General features: G+C 43.1%; 16 protein-coding genes. 11 read left to right on the top strand and 5 right to left on the bottom strand.

The window, feature by feature from the left end:
- Positions 1 to 43 precede the first annotated feature (43 nt).
- The 7 genes from plsX (at position 44) to IQ274_RS13340 (ending at position 8,827) form a co-directional block, all read left to right on the top strand.
- A complete protein-coding gene (gene plsX / locus IQ274_RS13375; RefSeq protein ID WP_012406928.1) occupies positions 44 to 1,066 on the top strand; it encodes a phosphate acyltransferase PlsX in 1,023 nt (340 codons plus the stop codon).
- Between the two features lie 119 nt (positions 1,067 to 1,185).
- Positions 1,186 to 2,178: a beta-ketoacyl-ACP synthase 3 gene (locus IQ274_RS13370; protein WP_194142539.1), complete on the top strand. Its 993-nt coding sequence runs from the start codon at positions 1,186 to 1,188 to the stop codon at positions 2,176 to 2,178.
- Between the two features lie 88 nt (positions 2,179 to 2,266).
- Entirely contained in the window at positions 2,267 to 3,151 is an 885-nt protein-coding gene (gene fabD / locus IQ274_RS13365; protein WP_194142538.1) for an ACP S-malonyltransferase, read from the top strand.
- A 471-nt stretch (positions 3,152 to 3,622) separates the two neighbouring features.
- Positions 3,623 to 4,261, top strand: coding sequence for a lysophospholipid acyltransferase family protein (locus IQ274_RS13360; RefSeq protein WP_194142611.1), 639 nt, complete (start codon positions 3,623 to 3,625; stop codon positions 4,259 to 4,261).
- Between the two features lie 488 nt (positions 4,262 to 4,749).
- Positions 4,750 to 5,787: an AI-2E family transporter gene (locus IQ274_RS13350; RefSeq protein ID WP_163928115.1), complete on the top strand. Its 1,038-nt coding sequence runs from the start codon at positions 4,750 to 4,752 to the stop codon at positions 5,785 to 5,787.
- Positions 5,788 to 5,895: 108 nt separating this feature from the next.
- Complete coding sequence (locus tag IQ274_RS13345; protein WP_194142610.1) at positions 5,896 to 6,192, top strand: DUF2288 domain-containing protein; 297 nt, start codon at positions 5,896 to 5,898, stop codon at positions 6,190 to 6,192.
- Between the two features lie 196 nt (positions 6,193 to 6,388).
- Complete coding sequence (locus IQ274_RS13340) at positions 6,389 to 8,827, top strand: endonuclease MutS2 (protein ID WP_163928117.1); 2,439 nt, start codon at positions 6,389 to 6,391, stop codon at positions 8,825 to 8,827.
- Between the two features lie 215 nt (positions 8,828 to 9,042).
- Here the strand turns inward: IQ274_RS13340 and IQ274_RS13335 are convergent, their stop codons facing one another.
- A complete protein-coding gene (locus IQ274_RS13335) occupies positions 9,043 to 11,592 on the bottom strand; it encodes a beta strand repeat-containing protein (RefSeq protein ID WP_194142537.1) in 2,550 nt (849 codons plus the stop codon).
- A 754-nt stretch (positions 11,593 to 12,346) separates the two neighbouring features.
- Between IQ274_RS13335 and IQ274_RS13330 the strand changes: the two genes are divergently transcribed.
- The 3 genes from IQ274_RS13330 to IQ274_RS13320 all read left to right on the top strand — a co-directional run bounded on the left by IQ274_RS13330 (position 12,347) and on the right by IQ274_RS13320 (position 15,496).
- Complete coding sequence (locus tag IQ274_RS13330; protein ID WP_114080213.1) at positions 12,347 to 12,952, top strand: DUF3038 domain-containing protein; 606 nt, start codon at positions 12,347 to 12,349, stop codon at positions 12,950 to 12,952.
- A gap of 251 nt (positions 12,953 to 13,203) precedes the next feature.
- Positions 13,204 to 14,844 (top strand): DUF4335 domain-containing protein, encoded by a 1,641-nt coding sequence (locus IQ274_RS13325; protein WP_194142536.1) that lies wholly within the window; start codon positions 13,204 to 13,206, stop codon positions 14,842 to 14,844.
- A 367-nt stretch (positions 14,845 to 15,211) separates the two neighbouring features.
- Positions 15,212 to 15,496, top strand: a complete 285-nt coding sequence (locus IQ274_RS13320) for a YiaA/YiaB family inner membrane protein (RefSeq protein WP_194142535.1) — start codon at positions 15,212 to 15,214, stop codon at positions 15,494 to 15,496.
- A gap of 123 nt (positions 15,497 to 15,619) precedes the next feature.
- Here the strand turns inward: IQ274_RS13320 and IQ274_RS13315 are convergent, their stop codons facing one another.
- The 3 genes from IQ274_RS13315 to IQ274_RS13305 are packed head-to-tail and all read right to left on the bottom strand — an operon-like array spanning position 15,620 to position 16,716.
- On the bottom strand, positions 15,620 to 16,081 hold the full coding sequence (locus IQ274_RS13315; RefSeq protein WP_114080210.1) for a ferredoxin: 462 nt from the start codon (positions 16,079 to 16,081) through the stop codon (positions 15,620 to 15,622).
- On the bottom strand, positions 16,081 to 16,467 hold the full coding sequence (locus IQ274_RS13310; protein ID WP_012406942.1) for a DUF1257 domain-containing protein: 387 nt from the start codon (positions 16,465 to 16,467) through the stop codon (positions 16,081 to 16,083). Before IQ274_RS13310 ends, IQ274_RS13315 begins: the two co-directional genes overlap by 1 nt.
- Positions 16,468 to 16,506: 39 nt before the next feature.
- Entirely contained in the window at positions 16,507 to 16,716 is a 210-nt protein-coding gene (locus tag IQ274_RS13305; protein WP_163928123.1) for a DUF2997 domain-containing protein, read from the bottom strand.
- Between the two features lie 1,077 nt (positions 16,717 to 17,793).
- Between IQ274_RS13305 and bioU the strand changes: the two genes are divergently transcribed.
- Positions 17,794 to 18,798 carry a (S)-8-amino-7-oxononanoate synthase BioU gene (bioU, locus tag IQ274_RS13300; RefSeq protein WP_194142534.1) on the top strand — a complete coding sequence of 335 codons (1,005 nt, stop codon included), beginning with the start codon at positions 17,794 to 17,796 and terminating at the stop codon, positions 18,796 to 18,798.
- A gap of 126 nt (positions 18,799 to 18,924) precedes the next feature.
- Here bioU and IQ274_RS13295 read toward each other — a convergent pair whose 3' ends face one another.
- Positions 18,925 to 19,485, bottom strand: coding sequence for a hypothetical protein (locus tag IQ274_RS13295; protein WP_163928129.1), 561 nt, complete (start codon positions 19,483 to 19,485; stop codon positions 18,925 to 18,927).
- Between the last annotated feature and the right edge of the window lie 239 nt (positions 19,486 to 19,724).

Here is a 19,724-nt window from a genome sequence, read left to right as displayed (position 1 = left end):
AGCCATCTGGTAAAATTTATAAGGTTTCTAAAAGCTCTGAGCAATGGGATCGACTCGCGTACGGATCGCAATTGACGCAATGGGAGGGGATCACGCACCCGGTGAAATCGTTGCTGGCGCACTGCGAGCAAAGGAAGAATTGGGTGTAGAAATATTACTTGTTGGTGATCCCCAACAAATAGAAGCTGCCTTGCCGCCAAAAACGAATTTAGCGCAGGTGGAGATCGTTCCTGCTGAGGAAGCGATCGCAATGGATGAGGAGCCTTTAAATGCAGTTAGACGCAAACGCAAGGCTTCTATCAATGTGGCAATGGATTTAGTCAAGCAGCAAAAGGCAGATGCCGTATTTTCTGCCGGTCACTCTGGGGCAGCGATGGCATCAGCTTTGCTCCGCTTAGGGCGATTGCCGGGAATCGATCGTCCAGCAATCGGGACCGTTTTTCCGACAATTGTTGCTGGTAAGCCAGTGTTAGTTCTTGATGTCGGCGCAAATGTAGATTGCCGCCCGAAATTTTTAGAGCAGTTTGCTGTCATGGGATCGGCTTACAGTCAGTATGTCTTAGGTACAACCGAACCGAAAGTGGGCTTGTTGAATATCGGTGAAGAAGACTCTAAAGGCAATGATGCAGCCGTCCGCGCCCACCAGCTGCTCCGCGAAAATTCTCAAATTAATTTTATTGGCAATGCCGAAGGGCGTGATGTGCTTTCCGGTCACTTCGATGTAATTGTCTGCGATGGCTTTGTGGGCAATGTACTGTTAAAATTTGCCGAAGCAGTTGGAGAAGTGATTCTGCAAATTCTGCGGGAAGAATTACCCCAAGGATTGCATGGTCAAATCGGTTCAGCATTCTTAAAACCAAACCTGAAGCGAGTTAAGCAACGCATGGATCATGCAGAACATGGTGGTGCTTTGTTGTTAGGCGTGGCAGGAGTTTGTTTTATCGGTCACGGTAGCTCACAAGCACCTTCAATTTTCAATGCTATTCGCATGGCTAAAGAAGCTGTTGACAACCAGGTGCTACAACGAATTCAGTCCCAATATATCCTAGAGCGCGAAAGCGGTTAGTCATTAGTTATTAGTCATTAGTCATTTGTCAAGCACAACTGACACAGGACAAATGACACAGGACAAATGACAAAGGACAAATGACAAAGGACAAAAGCTGATAGCTTGGGAGATTAGGAGTGGAAAACTTAGGCATAGCAATTACCGGAAGTGGCTCGGCAGTACCAGCAACTTCCCTACACAACCAGACATTAACTGAACTAGTTGAAACATCAGACGAGTGGATTGCCACAAGAACGGGAATTCGCCAACGACGATTAGCGGTGTCATCTGAGTCCTTAAGTGGACTAGCTACTGCTGCCAGCAGTCGCGCGATCGCAGCTTCAGGAATTAGACCAGAAGACCTAGACCTAATTTTGCTAGCGACTTCCACCCCTGATGATTTGTTTGGTAGTGCTTGTCAAGTACAGGCTCAATTAGGAGCTACCAACGCAGTCGCCTTTGACTTGACAGCAGCCTGCTCTGGCTTCGTGTTTGGTCTGGTTACAGCAGCCCAATATATTAGAACAGGTGTCTATAAAAATGTACTGTTGATAGGGGCAGATATCCTCTCTCGCTGGGTAGATTGGCAAGATCGTCGGACTTGTGTATTATTTGGCGATGGTGCAGGAGCAGTAGTATTACAGGCTTCTAAAAGCGATCGCTTATTAGGATTTGCCCTTAAAAGTGATGGCACTCAAAACCATCAGCTCAATCTTGCTTATGCAGGCGCTTCCCAAGAATTGCTCCCTGGTGTAAACATCACTAAAGGCACTTATCAACCTATTACTATGAACGGCAAAGAAGTCTACCGCTTTGCTGTGCAAAAAGTCCCAGAAATCATAGATAAAGCCTTATTTCAAGCTAACCTTAAGGTTGACCAAATAGATTGGCTAGTGTTGCATCAAGCTAATCAGCGCATTATCGATGCCGTTGCTCAACGCCTAAATATCCCAGAACATAAAGTTATAAGTAATCTCGCCCAGTACGGCAATACCTCAGCTGCTTCTATTCCCTTAGCTTTAGATGAAGCAGTACGACAAGGTAAAATTAAACCCAATGACATCGTTGCGACATCCGGCTTTGGTGCCGGTCTTACCTGGGGCGCGGCAATTTTCAAATGGGGAAGATAAATATTTTGTCAATAGTCATTTGTCATTTGTCCTTTGTGAATGACCAATGACTAATGACTAATGACCAATGACCACTGACTATTGACAAATGACAAAAACTGCATGGGTGTTTCCCGGACAAGGTTCCCAAGCGCTGGGAATGGGAATGGATTTATTAGATATACCGTCCGCTAAAGACAAGCTTGCCAAAGCTGAGGATATTTTGGGTTGGTCTGTAACTGAAATTTGTCAAACTCAAGAAGAGAAGTTATCACAGACGCTATATACTCAGCCAAGTCTTTATGTGATAGAAAGCATTCTTGCTGACCTGCTTCGAGAACGAGGACACCAGCCAGATTTAGTTGCTGGTCACAGTTTAGGAGAATATTCTGCCCTTTATGTAGCAGGTGTCTTTGAGTGGTCGGCTGGTTTATATCTAGTAAAGCGTCGTGCAGAACTCATGGATAATGCCGTCGGTGGGATGATGGCAGCTTTGATAAACTTTGACCGCGAACAGTTAGAAAAAGTTATTGCCGAAACGCCTGATGTGGTAATCGCAAATGATAATAGTTCGGCTCAGGTGGTAATTTCAGGCACGACTGAGGCTGTACAAGCAGTGATGACTCAAGTTAAAGCCAAGCGTGCTATTCCCCTAAAAGTTTCTGGAGCATTTCACTCACATTTAATCGCACCAGCAGCTGCGGAATTCCAAGACATTTTAGAATCTGTGGAATTTCAGCCAGCTACTGTGCCAGTCTTATCTAATGTAGAACCAATTCCGTCTATTGATGCTGAAATTTTAAAGCAGCGCCTCAACAAACAAATGACCGGTTCTGTAAGGTGGCGAGAAATTTCTTTGCAATTACCAGCTAACGGTATCCAGCGAGTAGTAGAAGTTGGCCCAGGTAAAGTATTAACTGGCTTGATTAAACGTAGTAGCCCCGACTTAATATTAGAAAATATCCAGAGTGGTGCTGATTTAGCATTGGGATAAGGCAATAGGCAATAGGCAATAGGTATAAGGATTTTAGCCTAGTTCATTTTTATTTACATAGTTTGATTTTATTGTGCAAACTTACTTAGTCAGGAGTCAGAATGCCCTTTTAGGGAAACAAGCTACAGAATTAATTTTGAACGGAAAAGCGGATAGTGAGTCCTCAATCCTAAACCTTATATTTACCAAGCTCTTTGGTAAAAATTAGTCAAAAATCTTTTGTTTTAGCAGCGATCGCAATTCTCGCAGTTTTACAGTGATTACTATTTGAATAAGTAGTGGCTCACATCTGTACATTGGTTTCAACTTCACTTTAAATAGGCGGTTAGAAACCGCATCTACAGGAGGCTTTACCCACCTCCGCGGGTTTCAAACACTCAATTTTTTTAGTCCGCGCAGGCGGACTACCCTGCGGGAAGCCGCAAAGCGTCTATGCGTATGCTAAATTCAGTTTTATTTGCATTATCTTCTGTGGACAAAAACCGCGAACCGTTCATTAGTCTGGCGCTTTACCACGCCTTTAAATGGTCAGTCGTTAGCCCCATACTTCACACTTACTTTCGGGGCCAGATTTATGGTGCGGAAAATGTCCCCCAATCAGGGCCGTTATTAGTAGTAAGTAATCACGCTAGTTACTTTGACCCACCGATTGTCTCTAATTGTGTACGTCGTCCTGTGGCGTACATGGCTAAGGAAGAGTTATTTAAAATCCCAGTTTTGGCGCAAGCGATTAAACTGTATGGTGCTTACCCGGTGAGTCGGGGAAATGCCGATCGCAATGCTATCCGTTCCGCCCTAGAATATCTCAATAAAGGTTGGGCTGTTGGTGTTTTCTTGGAAGGTACTCGCACCCCAGATGGTCGAATTACAGACCCCAAAAGAGGCGCACTGCTGCTAGCTGCGAAAGCAAAAGCCCCAATATTACCAGTAAGTGTCTGGGGTACTGAGAAGATTTTGCAAAAAGGCTCGTCTCTACCTCACGCAGTTCCCATCACTGTGAGAATTGGTAGCTTGATTGATGCTCCCACTTCCACTAATAAAGAAGAATTGGAGGCGTTGACACAAAAGTGTGCCACGGTAATTAACGAAATGCATGATTTAGGACGATAAGCTAGACAAGCTCAGATAACGCAGTTTCCAAATGGAAGAAAGGGAAAGGGGAAAAGGGGAAAGGGGAAAGGGAACCAGTAACTTAAAAGCAGGGGTTTCAAATATGGACACTGATTTTTATCGCACTGCGTGTCTTAAAAATCTTCTTTTTTATTCGACCTATTTAAAAATAGGGGCTTTATACCTTGTGGGGAAAAGTTCTTTATCCTTTCCTTTCCCCCTTACCCTTTCCCCTTTTCCCCTTTTTGGTAAATAAGGAATAAAAGGCAAGACTAAAAATCATATATAAAGAGTTTCTGCCCCTGCCTCCAAACCAGTAGCTTTGTACTTCATACGAAAGAAAACTGCTGTATATGCTTTAAGGAGGTAGCGATCGCCCCTTAACCTCTGTATGTTTAAGGTCAATCTGCTCTAGCAATGACATCAGACTTTGTGCTTAAATGCAACTGCTAGGCAAATCTACCAGCAATTTCACCCTAAACAGCATTATGAGCGGCTTTGAAGCCAAGAATTTTTGGGAGCGATTAAATAATCTGGCGTTAGTCCGCTTTTTGCTTTTAGTTGCTTCTGGCTGGGCAATTGTACAGCTTTTAGCTTACTTTGAAGCAGTCATTGTTATTTTTACATTTGCGGCAATTTTGGCTTTTTTACTCAGCTATCCTGTACAAGGACTGCGACGTTTTTTGCCTCACGGTGTAGCTGTTGGCTTAGTTTTCTTACTCAGTATTGTGATTATAGGCGGTCTGATAATTACCGTGGGCTTAACGGTTTTATCTCAAGGACAAGAATTAATTGATAGTATCACTGTATTTTTAAATTCTTTAGTACCTTTATTAGAAGGACTAGAAGCATTTTTGCGAAGCCGGAATTTACAAATAGATTTAAGTTTCATTGAAGAACAATTGCGAAATCAAGCTGTATCAAGCCTTGTGACTAGTTTGGCTATCTTACAAGGCTTCATGACGAATTTTGTGACTTTTATCTTGATTGCAGTTGTGGCTTTCTTCATGCTATTGGATGGAGACAAATTGTGGAATTTTATTTTAAAAATAGTCCCTAAACATCGCCGTAATAGATTTACAAATATAATCAGGCGGTCTTTTTTAGGATTTTTTAGAGGACAGTTACTATTAAGTGCATTTCTCACAAGTACAACTTTCCTAGTTTTCTTAATATTAAAAGTACCATTTGCTTTGATATTATCAATAATAGTTGGTTTCCTTGATATTATTCCTGGTATTGGAGCGACATTAGGAGTAAGCACAGTGACTTTATTTGTGTTGTCTCAAGGTGTTTGGTTAGCATTGAAAGTCTTGATAGCTTGTATTGTCCTCCAGCAGATACAAGACAATTTGATTTCGCCTCGAATTATGCAAGATGCGCTGAATCTTAATCCTGTAGTGATATTTTTTGCTTTGCTAGTAGGTGCTAGAGTAGCAGGATTATTAGGTGTTTTTATATCTATTCCAATCGCAGGAGTAATTGTATCTTTATTTGAAATTGATGAAATGAAATCTGAAGTTTAGAGACGCGATAAATCGCGTCTCTACAAAAGGTGGGAATAGAGATGCGATGAATCGCGTCTGTAGTAATTAATGTAAAATAATTTGTTAGACAATACAAATTGATGAATGATGTCGGATTTAAGAGCGGAATTAACAGAAATTTTGGATGAGGCAGAGTGGGAGTGGCTAATTCCTCATGTACAACGAGATGCAGTAATTTTGGTAGCACCGGAGTTAAACTTGGTGGATGTTGGAGTAGCGATCGCCAGTGATAACATTCCATCAGTACAACAGTGGATTGATGAGCAATTAATTACCAAACCCACAACGGTACAGGTGGGAGAATGGAATCTTGAGCGCAGTAAGCGATTTAATACTCTCATCGTTCAGCCTTACGTTTTGGTGAAGGAAATAGTTCCTACTTAAATTAGTTCTCTATTATTTTCGATGACAATAGATGTTGGAATAGTTTCTCAGAAAAAATAGCTTAATGTGCTATTTATTACTTGGTTATTACCACACACTATCTGGCTGATTTAAATAAAGCGAAATTTTCTCCTTTAAGATTTAGCCATCTAGGAGCTAGAATTGTTACGATAATTTCAGATTAGATGTTGAAACCTTGATCCAATCTGAAACCTTAGAATTATTAGAATGGCATCGCCTTTGCCAGCACCTTGCCACCTTCGCGGCAACTAAGCTGGGGGCGACAGCTGCGCGTCATCTGAAAATACCCGATTCTCAGACCCAAAGCGAACAGTTGTTAGAGCAAACCAAAGAAGTCTACCAACTGGAAAGTCGCCTGACTACGGGACTGTCATTTGAGGGAATTCAAGATATTGGCGATTCCTTAGAACGAGCAGAACGCAGTGGAGTTTTGGCAGGGGAAGAACTGTTAGCGATCGCCACCACCCTCGCTGGTGCTAGAAGTTTGCGCCGTGTCATCGACAATCAGGAAGATTTGCCAATACTGACTGAGTTAGTTGCCGATTTACGGACTTATCCAGAACTAGAACAAGAAATTCACCGATGTATTGATGAACGGGCCCAGGTAACTGACCGCGCGAGTCAAAAACTGGGAGAAATTCGCACAGATTTACGGCGATTACGCAGCCAAATTACCCAAAAGCTGCAAAACATCTTACAGGCAAAATCTGGGGCAGTTCAAGAACAGCTAATTACGCAACGCAGCGATCGCTTTGTTATCCCCGTAAAAGCACCCCAAAAAGATGCCATCCCCGGTATTGTTCACGATACTTCTACCAGTGGTGCAACCCTTTACGTAGAACCGAATTCGGTAGTACCTCTAGGCAACCAACTACGGCAAATCATCCGAAGAGAGCAAGCGGAAGAAGAAGCGATTCGCCGTATTTTGACTGAACAAGTCGCCGCAGTCAAACCAGATTTAGAGAGATTGTTAGCGATCGCCACCACTTTGGATTTGGCAACCGCTAGATCCCGCTATAGTTTCTGGCTAGGAGCGAATCCCCCGCGATTTATCCAGCGTGAAGACAAGGAAATCATTACCTTACGGAACTTACGGCATCCTTTGTTAGTGTGGCAACAACAGCATGAACAAGGGCAACCAGTCGTTCCTGTAGATTTGCTGATCAACCCGCTAATTCGGGTAGTAACCATTACCGGGCCAAATACTGGCGGTAAAACTGTAACCTTAAAAACTCTGGGGTTAGCAGCATTGATGGCCAAAGTGGGTTTATTTGTCCCCGCCCGCGAACCGGTGGAAATTCCTTGGTTTGACAAAGTGCTGGCAGATATTGGCGATGAACAATCCTTACAGCAAAGTTTATCCACATTCTCTGGACACATCCGCCGCATTAGTCGGATTTTAGAAGCATTGGGTACTGGGGACTTGGGACTGGGGACTAGGGAAAAAGAAATTCCTAATCCCCAATCCCTAATCCCCAATCCCCAATCCCTAGTCTTACTTGATGAAGTCGGCGCAGGAACCGATCCAGTTGAAGGAAGTGCCCTAGCGATCGCCTTGTTGCAATATCTCGCTAACCATGCCCAACTAACCATCGCCACCACTCACTTCGGCGAATTAAAAGCCCTGAAATACGAAGACGAGCGGTTTGAAAATGCCTCTGTAGAATTTGACGAAAGTACTCTCTCGCCTACTTACCGTCTGCTGTGGGGCATCCCCGGACGTTCTAATGCCTTAACCATTGCCTTACGTTTGGGATTAAAACCAGAAGTGGTAGAAGAGGCAAAAATCCAAGTGGGAGAGGCCACAGATGAAGTTAACCAAGTGATTGCTGGCTTAGAAGCCCAACGCCGCCGCCAGGAAACCAAAGCAGCCGAAGCCCAAAGTTTGTTGCAGCAAGCGGAACGCTTATACAAAGAAGTATCCGCAAAAGCCGCAAGTTTGGAAGAGAGGGAAAGCAGTTTGCGGGCTTCACAAGAAATAGCCGTTCAGCAAGCGATCGCTCAAGCAAAAGGTGAAATTGCCCAAGTTATCCGCCGCTTGCAGAAAGGTACGCCCACAGCCCAAGAAGCCCAGCAAGCCACCAATGCTTTGAATCAAATTGGCCAGCAATATCAGCCAGCAATGCCAGCAAAACCAAAAGCTGGTTTTATGCCCAAAGTAGGCGATCGCGTCCGCATTCCAAAATTGGGACAGATAGCAGATGTGATCACCGCCCCTGATGAGGATGGCGAGTTAAGCGTTCGCTTTGGGCTAATGAAGATGAACGTGAAGTTGCAAGACGTAGAATCTCTAGATGGTCAAAAACCCGAACCAGTTGTTAAAGCCAAACCAACCCCAGCAGCAGTAACCCCCCCACCGCCAGCTGTCCCAGAAATTCGGACTTCCAAAAATACCATCGATTTGCGTGGTAAACGGGTAGCTGATGCCGAATATATTTTAGATAAAGCTATTTCGGAAGCTACTGGCCCAGTCTGGATTATTCATGGTTACGGTACTGGGAAACTGCGGCAAGGAGTTCACGCATTTTTGCAACAGCATCCCAGAGTGAACAACTACGAACCAGCAGAACAAGCAGATGGCGGCACTGGTGTTACCGTTGCTCACATAAAATAAAAAGCAGGAATGCTTATGTTACTTGAACATTTAGTTGCAATACCTAAGCAAGCGAATTCTCTGCGTGACTACCCTGCGGGAATGCGAAGCGCCTATGCGTTTAAAATTTAACCCTCAATTCGCCACGATTTAATGCTCTCGCATTCGATTGCGAGATGCTAAAAATAACACCTCGCAAAGCGTACCTCTTAGTGATGGCAAAGCACTAATTCCGATTAAACAACTACAAAATTGTAGTTGCTTAGTGACAATCCAGCAGATAATTGTGCAAATTGCACCTGAGTAGACCCAGCACTACCATCTTGGTCGAAGAACAGTCCACCTGTCGCGCTGTTGTAGATAAATCGCTCTTCGGTAGTGGTTGCAGATGTTCCGATGGTAAACTGAGTAGCCAAGAGCGTGCCTAATGATAACCCACCGACACTGCCAAAACCATTAGCCGATACCTGAATCACTTCATTGGTGGCATATTCATTGGTGGCGTTGAAGTCATAAAGGCTAGCAACGCCTTCATAGTAACCGTAACTATTGAAAACAAAGGTATCAGTACCATCCCCTCCATAGAGGGTATCATTGCCACTGCCCCCGAAGAGCGTATCATTGCCCGAACCCCCTACAATATTGTCATCAAAGATTGTACCTAAGATATTTAATCGTTCGATATTCTTGTAACTAACCCGACTCGTGCCTGCTGTAATTGAGCCAGTGTTACTAGTAGCATTGAATGTCGAAGTAATCCCCCCTGTAGCATTGGTGTAATCGACGAACAACAAATCATCACCATTACCCCCATCTATCGTATCTTTGCCACCAGATCCCGTAGAGAGCGTATCATTACCAGAGGTTCCCACGATATTGTCATCGAAGGCTGTACCTAAGATATTTAATCGTTCGATATTCTTGTAGCTAACCCCACTCGTGCCTGCTGTAATTAAGCCAATGTTAGTGGTGGCATTAAAAGTTGAAGTAATCCCCCCTGTAGCATTGGTGTAATCGACGAACAACAAATCATCACCATTACCCCCATCTATCGTATCTTTGCCACCAGATCCCGTAGAGAGCGTATCATTACCAGAGTTCCCCACAATATTGTCATCGAAGGCTGTACCTAAGATATTGAATCGTTCGATATTCTTGTAACTAATCCGACTCGTGCCTGCTGTAATTAAGCCAATGTTAGTGGTGGCATTAAAAGTTGAAGTAATCCCTCCTGTAGCATTCTTGTAATCGACGAACAACAAATCATCACCTGTCCCCCCATCGAGTAGGTTATCGCCTGTTGAACCGCTAGCACCCAATGTATCGTTACCTGAGCCTCCGTTGAGGGTGTTATTACCTATGGAGCGAGAGTCGGAGTAGGGGGAGAAATAACCGTAAGAGTCGTAAGAGATGTAGTCGCCAGAAATATCAAGAAAATCATTGCCATCGCCCCCAGAGAGCAGGTTATCGCCATCTGAACCGCTAGCCGTTAATGTATCGTCACCTGCACCTCCGTTGAGGGTGTTATTGCCTCTTGAGCGAGAGTCGGAATAACCCCTGTAGGCGTTAAAGACGCCAGAAAGGTCAAGATAATCATCGCCATCGCCCCCAGAGAGTAGGTTATCACCTGTTGAACCGCTAGCTCTCAATGTATCGTCACCTGCACCTCCGTTGATGGTGTTATTGCCTCTTGAGCGAGAGTCGGATTCACTACGGTCACGTTCCTGGGAGCCAGAAAGGTCAAGATAATCATTGCCATCGCCCCCAGAGAGTAGGTTATCACCTGTTGAACCGCTAGCTCTCAATGTATCGTCACCTGCACCTCCGTTGATGGTGTTATTGCCTCTTGAGCGAGAGTCGAAGGAGAAAAACTGGCCTGAGCTTTCGAAGCTGGATAAGTAGCCAGAAAGGTCAAGATAATCATTGCCATTGCCCCCAGAGAGCAGGTTATTACCTGTTGAACCGCTAGCCGTTAATGTATCGTTACCAGTGCCACCGTTGAGAGTGTTATCACCTGTTGAACCGCTAGCCGTTAATGTATCGTTACCAGTGCCACCGTTGAGAGTGTTATCACCTGTTGAATATTCAACGTTCAAGGTATCGTTGCCAGCGCCACCAATGAGAGTATTATTGCCTTCACCACCTCGCAGCAAGTCGTTGCCACTCTTGCCGTCAATAATATCATCACCACCCTGACCATTTATGACATCATCTGAGTTGTCAAAGCCGTTAACATTGTTATTCAAATCATTAAAGAAGGTGACTGTATTCTTACTGAAGATTGTGCTTTGAGTGGAGTTGGCATTGAAGACATCAAAGCTGTCACTAATGCTAGTTTGCCCATCAAACAGAATATTACCCAAATCTACGGTGGCTCCTGTAGATTTGCTGAGGTTATCTAGGTTTTCTAGGGCGAAGTTTTCCAGGATGACTTTGGGACTACCCGATGCTGCAAAGGAGATTTCCAGATTGCTGCCATTCTGAGTCAGTAGCAGATTTTGGGCAGTGAAGCCATAGCCTTGGAAATTTAGAGTGTCCACCTCGGCAATAACTGCTGCGGTTGGGTTTGTTCCTTTACCTACGCCACCAAAATCGGTGATGATACTATCGATATTGTAGTTGTAGTAGTAATATTGATCTTTACCACCACCACCAGTCACGGTATCATAGCCCCCATAAGCCCCGTTAGGTCTAATGGTATCGTTCCCTGCAAGACCGTTAATCGTGTCAGCGTCGAGACTGCCGAACAGTGTATCATTACTGTCGGTTCCAATGATGTTTTCCATAACTTTTACTTACCTAATAGTCAACTATTTCGATATTTTTATACCTTGTTTGGGAGCAATTCTGCGTTGATGTTTAGCTTGAAAATAGAAAACACCTTAACAACCCAATACTGACCATATACTACTGTATTTACTTAAGTATCTTTGCTTGCAGGTACATCTTTGCATACTCTTTACATTATTTACTGATAAATTTACAGAGAAGAAGAAAAGGGTACTGGGTTACACTCTTTGCGAATAAAGTATTTCAAGTGATATCGTCGCTCTCGGAATACATGAAGACTAAGTAATAAACATCAAGAAATTTCAAAATTTCCAACCGCAAATAAATTAGGAGGTATTCTAAATAATTACTTAGCGATAATTAGGGTTAGCATTCTTAAGATTTAGGATTTAGGCAAAACCACACGCTGTAGGGGCAATACCCTGCGGGAAGCTGCTTTGCGTCTACATGAATTGCCCCTACCTAAGAATTAGGGTTTTCGCTATTATTTGGGTAAATCGTAACATTGTTTATTTATACTCTTGTACGGAATTAGCAGTGAAAGTCAGGTAAACCTTAATTAGAATTGATACTTTTCTACTTTGTTGAAAATAAATTTTCATCTAGAGTAGGACAAAGATACATGCTGTTTACCACATAGAAAAATCTAGCTGAAGTCTCTGGCTCATAGCTATGGGAAACCAAGTTTGATGCTTGAGAGTCTGGTTTCAAAATGGGTAACAGCAACATCCCCTATCAGCTTGATCACCTATGCTAAAAGTTATGCACTCGGCCGCCAACTCAGCCACGCCAAATTCTCAGTGGGAGGATTTAATCAAGCTTCCAGCCCCAAACACAGTTCAATGGGACAATATCAAAACCCAATTAGACTTGGTGCTGTTGGCGTTAGAAACCTTAACTGGGATTGGTTCAGAGGCTATGCTTTCGGCGGCAACTGATCTGAATTTAGAGTCAAGAGTGCCAGACCGCGTAGCTTTATGGCGATTGCGCCAGTCAAATCCCCTACGTAAAGGTCAAGGAGGGCGAAAAAAGCTAGATGTCGAAGAAGCGCGATCGCTTGTTTTGATCATCTGCTACTTAGCCAAACAGCACCAGGAATTGATTCGCCGCGCTGTCGGTCTGTTGGAACAAATGGCAGAAAATAACCGGGAACCTCACCAAGCTGCCTTACTTGGAGACTATATTGACGCTTTTTGCAACACCTACCAAGAGCGGATGGAAGAGGATGAGAAAATCTCAACAGATTTGCTTACCAACCTGGCACTAAAACTGCTTGTAGATTTACTTTTTTACAGCGCCCCTGGTGGACATCGCCGTCTCTGGCTAGCACTTATAGACGGTTCGACAAAATTTTAGATTTGAAATTTGAAATTCCTCAATCAAAATTTGCTTGTGATTTGTTTGCTAGATCGGGAAACTCTTTTGATCGTCATTAGCTTTTGAGCGATGCACTATCAGCAATGCTTCCTCCTAGTACAAGACTACATAACGAAAGAAACCTGACCAACTTCCTTCACTCAGAAGGAATCCACCGTTTAACTTTTCTTTGCAAGCAACTGGCTTAACTTTTTGCAAAATCCCAAATAGTCTTCCTCGCAGTTCCTGCCATGCCTCTATCAAATTCTGTAATTCGTCGCTACACACCACCTACTTGTACGCTAGAAGTATTCGCCCAAAGCTCGCCTCTATCCCGTTGGATGGGGAAAACTGTCCTCAAACACCTAAGCTTTGAACTACGCTTTGATGATCCCCGACTCCCAGAAAAACACAGAGTTCCAATTCGGGGCGATCGCGAGCAACTTGAAGCTTTATGTGATGCAGTCACAAACTACGTACAGCAATTCCTTCAACAGTCTCCAGAAAGCTTTTGGGTAAGTTTCTCCGGTACCCAGGAATCAGGCACAGCAATGGGTGAGCCGGAATTAAAGTCCTCAACAAAAACATTAAATTCCTTTAGCACCCAGTTTCCTGGGGCAAATATCCGCTTAGAACCAAGCAGCTATTTAACTCACAACTTATTTCTCGGTTCTCTTACCAACCACTCATCTGGTCCCGTAATTAAACTCACTCTGCTGCAATTATTCGATTTGGCAAGTGCTTTAGATGAATACTCAACTGATGTTATGGCACTCCCAACTCTCAACAGCACGAGTTCGACTCTGAGGTTCCCTGCTTGGGCACCTGTTGCCGCAGTATTAGTGTTAGGTATAGGTTTCTTACCACTTACTTGGCAATATGCTAACAGCATTAGGGGAAAGGAACAGCAAACAGCCAAAACATCAGATCCAGCAGCAGTAAAGACTGCCTTAGAACCTTCAACTTCACTAAACTTTCCTACGCCTGAACCTGGAATTATCCCTCCATCGGATAATTTGCTAGGTTCCACTCCTCCACTTTCCACATCTACTTTGCCCCAAGCACCTTTAACAGCCCCTAGTTCTAGTTTTTCTGCACCGCAACCTCTATTTCCCAATAATGCACTGACAACAACTCAGGGCAACACTGCAACCCTTCCTAGTAATCGAGCGATGCCTTCTTTGCGAGACGCTACGCGAACGGCGAGCCTCGCTAACTCACCATCAAGTAAAATCCCAGGACAGGAAATCGCCATAGTACCAAATCTTGGACAGAACCCTACAGGGTCAAATCCCCAAGCTGGAACTCTCCCTCAGTTGCGGAATTTGCCACCCAGACTATCTTCTAACCCAGGCAGCTTACCAACTAATATCTCACCAGTTCTCCCTCCGTCTCTTGAGAGCATACCCAATAATAATCGTGGCAATACCTCTGCACTAAACTCACAACAGCTAGACGAAAGAATCAATTCCCTACAGCAACCTTCTACTGGAGAAAAACCCGCTTCACAACTTCCTTCGTCTAGAACTGCGGAGAACAATCCATTCATCGACCAATTAGGAGATGCACGTAAAACCCCTAAATCCAGAGAAGTGGCTACTGGTACATTATTTGATACACCTCAAGTAGCAGAAGCTAGAGAATACCTAAAAAAGCGTTGGCAACCACCTACTGGACTAGGACAAACATTAGAGTACAGTCTGATAGTCAGTGTTGACGGCACAGTTGAACGAATTTTTCCTCTTAATAAGGCAGCAAGAGAATTCGTTGATAGCACTGGGATGCCTGAAGTTGGTAAACCTTTTGTTTCCGCCAATACACGCGGACAAGATGTCAGAATTCGAGTTGTTCTCAGTCCTGATGGGAAGGTACAGACTTTTCCAGATGAATAAGTAAATTAATCTGTTTAATGCCACTTATAAAACTGGTACAAACTTTGTGCCAGTTTCTATTTACTTCAATTGCTCTTGAGCTTATCTTTCGGAGCCCAGTTACCAAACTGGTCTTACTGTTGATAACAGTAAACCTACCAATGAATACAATTCTTTTAACACCACTTTTTCAACATTAAACTACAGATACAAGTCTGGAAACCCAGATAAAATCTGATGCCTTTTACAGCAGCTTTCATGTATTTGAAGCACATCTGACGCAGAGGCATAGTAATGCTATACCCTAGTGCGTGGTCTATTTACCTGAATATAGCTGTAATTACGAATTAGTATAAATCACTCATATCAAATATCAAAGTTAGGAAATATGCAAACAATTGGTACTCAAAAAGACAGTCCAGCTTGGGTTATTCAAACTTGGGCAGCTTTTGTGATTTCTATTTCTATGACCAGCTTCGGCATTGTAAACTTACCTGTAAATGTTTGGGTCAAGGGCTTTATGGGTATGGGTATGGCTTTCTCTGTTGGCTCAACTTTTACGTTGGCGAAAACTACTAGAGACTTGCATGAAAATAGAAGATTAACCGCTAGGTTAGACGAGGCTAAAGTAGAAAAATTACTTTCACAACACGATCCTCTAAATTTCAAATGAAGCCAACCATAACGATTTTGGATTAAAAGACTTACCAAAAAGCTGTCAGAAATTAACTATATTACGAAAAGCAAAAGGACTGGATATACCCAGTCCTTTTTTATATTGATTTAATGTTTTTTGTTAATAACGAGATTTTTTTGTCTTTAACTTTTGCTTTTTACGCCGACGCTCGCTAGCAGCAACGGCCTGTTCTACCGGATAACCCACTACGGGAATTACTTGATATTTGCGCTCTGCTTCTAAGTTTTTCAATTCAGTGTAATCAACCCAGTGAATACAATCAACCGGGCAAGTATCAATTGCTTCTTGGATAATTTCTTCAGCGTCTCCATCCTGCCGAACCACGCGCGATCGCCCGTAATCTGGTTCAATATAAAAGGTGTTACGTGCAACATGAGCGCAATGCTTGCAACCAATACAGGTGATTTCATCAACATAAACACCATTTTGACGCAGCAAACCGCCCAATTCCGGTTCTAAACCAGAACGTTCTGGGGCATCCCGTAAAAAACCCCCTAATTCTGGTTCCAAACCGGAACGGTTATCTTCTTGTTCTTCCGGCGACGGCAGAAAATCAGCCATTACGCACTCCAGCGCTGTACTACCAGGCGAATGGAACCATCTTCATTTTTTTGTTGTTCAGAGACTTGAAAACCAACACGAGCGGTTTCTTTCACAACTGTTTGATAAGCATAGCGCTGTGTTACCTGGCGCAAAAATCCATCTACAGACAGGTCTTGTTGCCAATATTGCAAATCAGCCACTAATTCATATTCCTTGCCATTCCATCTAAAGCCGATGTCATAGCCATTTTCCTGCTCAATACTAACTTCCGCAGGATGGGTTTGACCGCGATAGCCACGGACTTCGCGTGGGCCAGGTTTCCAGTCTACGCCCAATTCAGTCAAAGCATCTTTCAAAGAATCAAGGTTACGGATTTGAGTCTTAATTTGGCTAAAGTGTGACATGGTGGTTGTGAATTAATAACACTAAACTACTGTGAAAACTTACCAATCGCTGTAAGTGGTGTGGGTATTCGCCACATTAGATTGCTGCAACTTCGCGGCGAAATATTCTGAGGTTGGCTCATGATTAAGTACTTGCCCCAATTGCGCCTCTATTGCTGCTGTAACCTCAGCGCAAGAAGCACCCACAATACCAGTGACTTTCTCTTGTACCCGACCGTCTGGATAGATTATGAACTCTAATGTCTCCATGCTCTTGGCCAACCAGGATAAGTACGCTTAAATTGTACTGCCTTAGCAGAAGGCTATAAATATAGCCGTAGGAACATTTTTACTTAGATACAAACTTGCCATTTGTTAAATAATGTTCCATCTTTCAACATATATATCTCAGAATCTTTACAAAACTTATTAAATTTATAAGCAGTCACATCAGTATTTAGTTAGTTTCTCTTAACCTCATCGATTAGTCAAGGTAACAACCGAGCCTGCCAATTAAGCGGCAAAAGTCCTAAAAATAAGCATTAGACGTAGTATAGCCAGCTAGTTGAGTTACAAAAATATAAAAATTCTTGAAAAACTTTATCATTACCATTCGGTCGGTCTTATTTTAAGTAAGGTTTTTTACTTGGATTGGATGCAGTACAGTGTATCTGAAAGCTCACTCGCTGCCCTGTACCTCTTAAGTACGTTGTGGCAAGTAATCTCTAATTATTATTAAGTGAAACCACTCCTTTAGATTTATGAAATTATAGAAGGAGCTAGTTGCCAAACCCTTGAATAATCTCTAATAACTTCCCGAGCCTGAGAAGAAATAAATATTGTAGCTTTTTGGACAGCAATCTTTGCGGCATCTCGGCGACGTTGAAACTCACCCTCTTCCCTGTTTTCAACAAATTAACAAGTTTTGTAGTGAGGGCTGAAGCTCTCAAGTAGGGTTAAGTCCTTCACTACGAAATAATTTCAATATGTTTTACATTAATTCATATAGTTTGAGTTATGCTCGCCGACTTACTTAAGCTTATGCTCCTGATGGTTAAGAGTTACTCAGTAACGAATATGTGAAAATAACCATGATTTATACCCATGTTCTTAATTGTGGTAGTCGGGGTGTTCGCAATCCTTTATATTTTTGATGCTATTTTGCGTGAAAATTTGCCCAAGCCTAAATCACTCAGCAAGAATTTCTGGTGAAAAAACTGATTTGCTTAGAGAACTAACCAGGATAATGAAGCATAATTAACCTTTATAGCTAAAAGCTGTCAGCCATCAGCCACAAGCTGAGATGGTAAAGTTTGAAGGCTTGTGATTCAACTTCAGTAATTGACTATGAGTACAGCAAATATCTTGTCAGCGATACGTGTAGGAGTACTAGGTTTCGGCGGACTCGGACAAGCCGCCGCCAAAGTACTTGCTGCTAAACAGGAAATGGTTTTAGTCGCAGCCGCAGATCAAAAAGGTTACGCTTATGCTGCTGAAGGTTTAAATACTCAAGAATGCATTGCAACCTACCAATCCCAAGGTTCCGTAGGTTATTTGGAGCCAGTTGGTACATTAACAAATCAAAGTATTGAAGATGTAATTAAAATAGCTCAACCTGTAGATGGGTATTTTCTGGCTTTACCTAACCTACCAAACGATTTTATCCCCTCTGTAGCGAAAGAGTTTATCAAATCTGGTTGGCGTGGAGTGCTAGTGGATGCAATTAAGCGCACCACTGCCGTAGAACAATTACTGGCGATGAAAGAAGAACTGCAAGCCGCCGGGATTACCTATATGACAGGCTGCGGTGCTACACCTGGACTGTTAACCGCCGCCGCCGCATTAGCAGCCCAAAGCTACGCCGAAATTCATCAAGTCGAAATTACCTTTGGAGTGGGAATTGCCAACTGGGAAGCTTACCGCGCCACTGTTCGGGAAGATATTGGCCATATCCCTGGTTACACAGTGGAAACCGCTAGGGCAATGACTGACGCAGAAGTAGAAGCACTACTAGATAAAACTAATGGCGTGCTTACCTTGAAGAATATGGAACACGCTGATGATGTCATGCTAGAAGTAGCGGGAATTTGCGATCGCGATCGCGTTACTGTTGGTGGTGTAGTCGATACTCGCAATCCGAAAAAGCCCCTCAGCACCAATGTTAAGGTAACAGGACGCACCTTTGAAGGTAAGATTTCCACTCATACCTTTACTCTAGGAGATGAAACCAGCATGGCAGCTAATGTCTGCGGCCCTGCCTTTGGCTATCTCAAAGCTGGTAGACAATTGCACCAACGTGGCATTTATGGAATATTCACTGCTGCTGAAATTATGCCCCAATTTGTCAGGTAATAATTACGAGAGATGCGATTAATCGCGTCTTTACAGGAGTTAGGAGTTAAAAACTAAACTTGAGACTTCAAAATCTCTGGTTTTGTTTAAAAGTTGCAATTGAAAACTCTTAACTCCTAATTTTTTCTAAGCTGGTGGGATTTCTGGACAAAAAATATCTGTCACATCCTCTTCAAGCAGCGAATCTGGTGTTTGTATAATAAATGGAAGTTCGGCCCCTACGAGTCCTCGTTGGATACGTTCTAAAGTATCACTAAACACAACGAACAAAGGATATATAATATTAGCCCCCTCACTCAAAATATGACTGTGACGGAGAGGCATTAACCATTCATAATCATTGTCTAGGAAAACTTGGGTTTGTCGCCAACGTCCTAACAAATCAGAAAAGTCTTCGTGAGCGCGATGAATAAAGACTAAAATTTCGGCTCCAGTTTTGATTTTCCACTCTGGATCGCACATCAAAATTGCCACATCACAGGGTAAGCAGATTGTTTGTGGAGTTGTTGTCGCAGTATTGCGAAGCCGGACAATTGGCAAGGGGATAGTGATAACACTTTCATCTGGACGGCGCAGACTGGGAATCATCTCTAAGTATGGCCGATATTGCTTTAGTAAGGCGATCGCAGCTAGATGATTGCTGTACTCTGCCAAACTCGCTTCATAGTGAGATTTTTGCACAGTCATGGTTGATTAAATAGTTAGGAGTTAGGAGTTAGAAATAAAATTAAGTAGTTAAGAGTTAAAAATGAGGATGAACAGTAAAGAGCTTAAACCCTTAAATCCTAACTCTTAACTCACGCCTAATGTGAATTAGGAAAAAAGGCGGGAGAAGTAAGAAGATGAAAGTTACCAGCTTTTCAACTCAGACTTCCCCCATGACTAGCATAGACTTTGGAACGTTAATCACAACAATCTTTGTCATA

Origin of the sequence: Nostoc sp. LEGE 12447, assembly GCF_015206985.1 — a bacterium.
In the GTDB taxonomy this organism is placed as follows: domain Bacteria; phylum Cyanobacteriota; class Cyanobacteriia; order Cyanobacteriales; family Nostocaceae; genus Nostoc.
The sequence above is the reverse complement of the archived record's forward strand: the minus strand, read 5'-3'. Positions and strand labels throughout refer to the sequence as shown.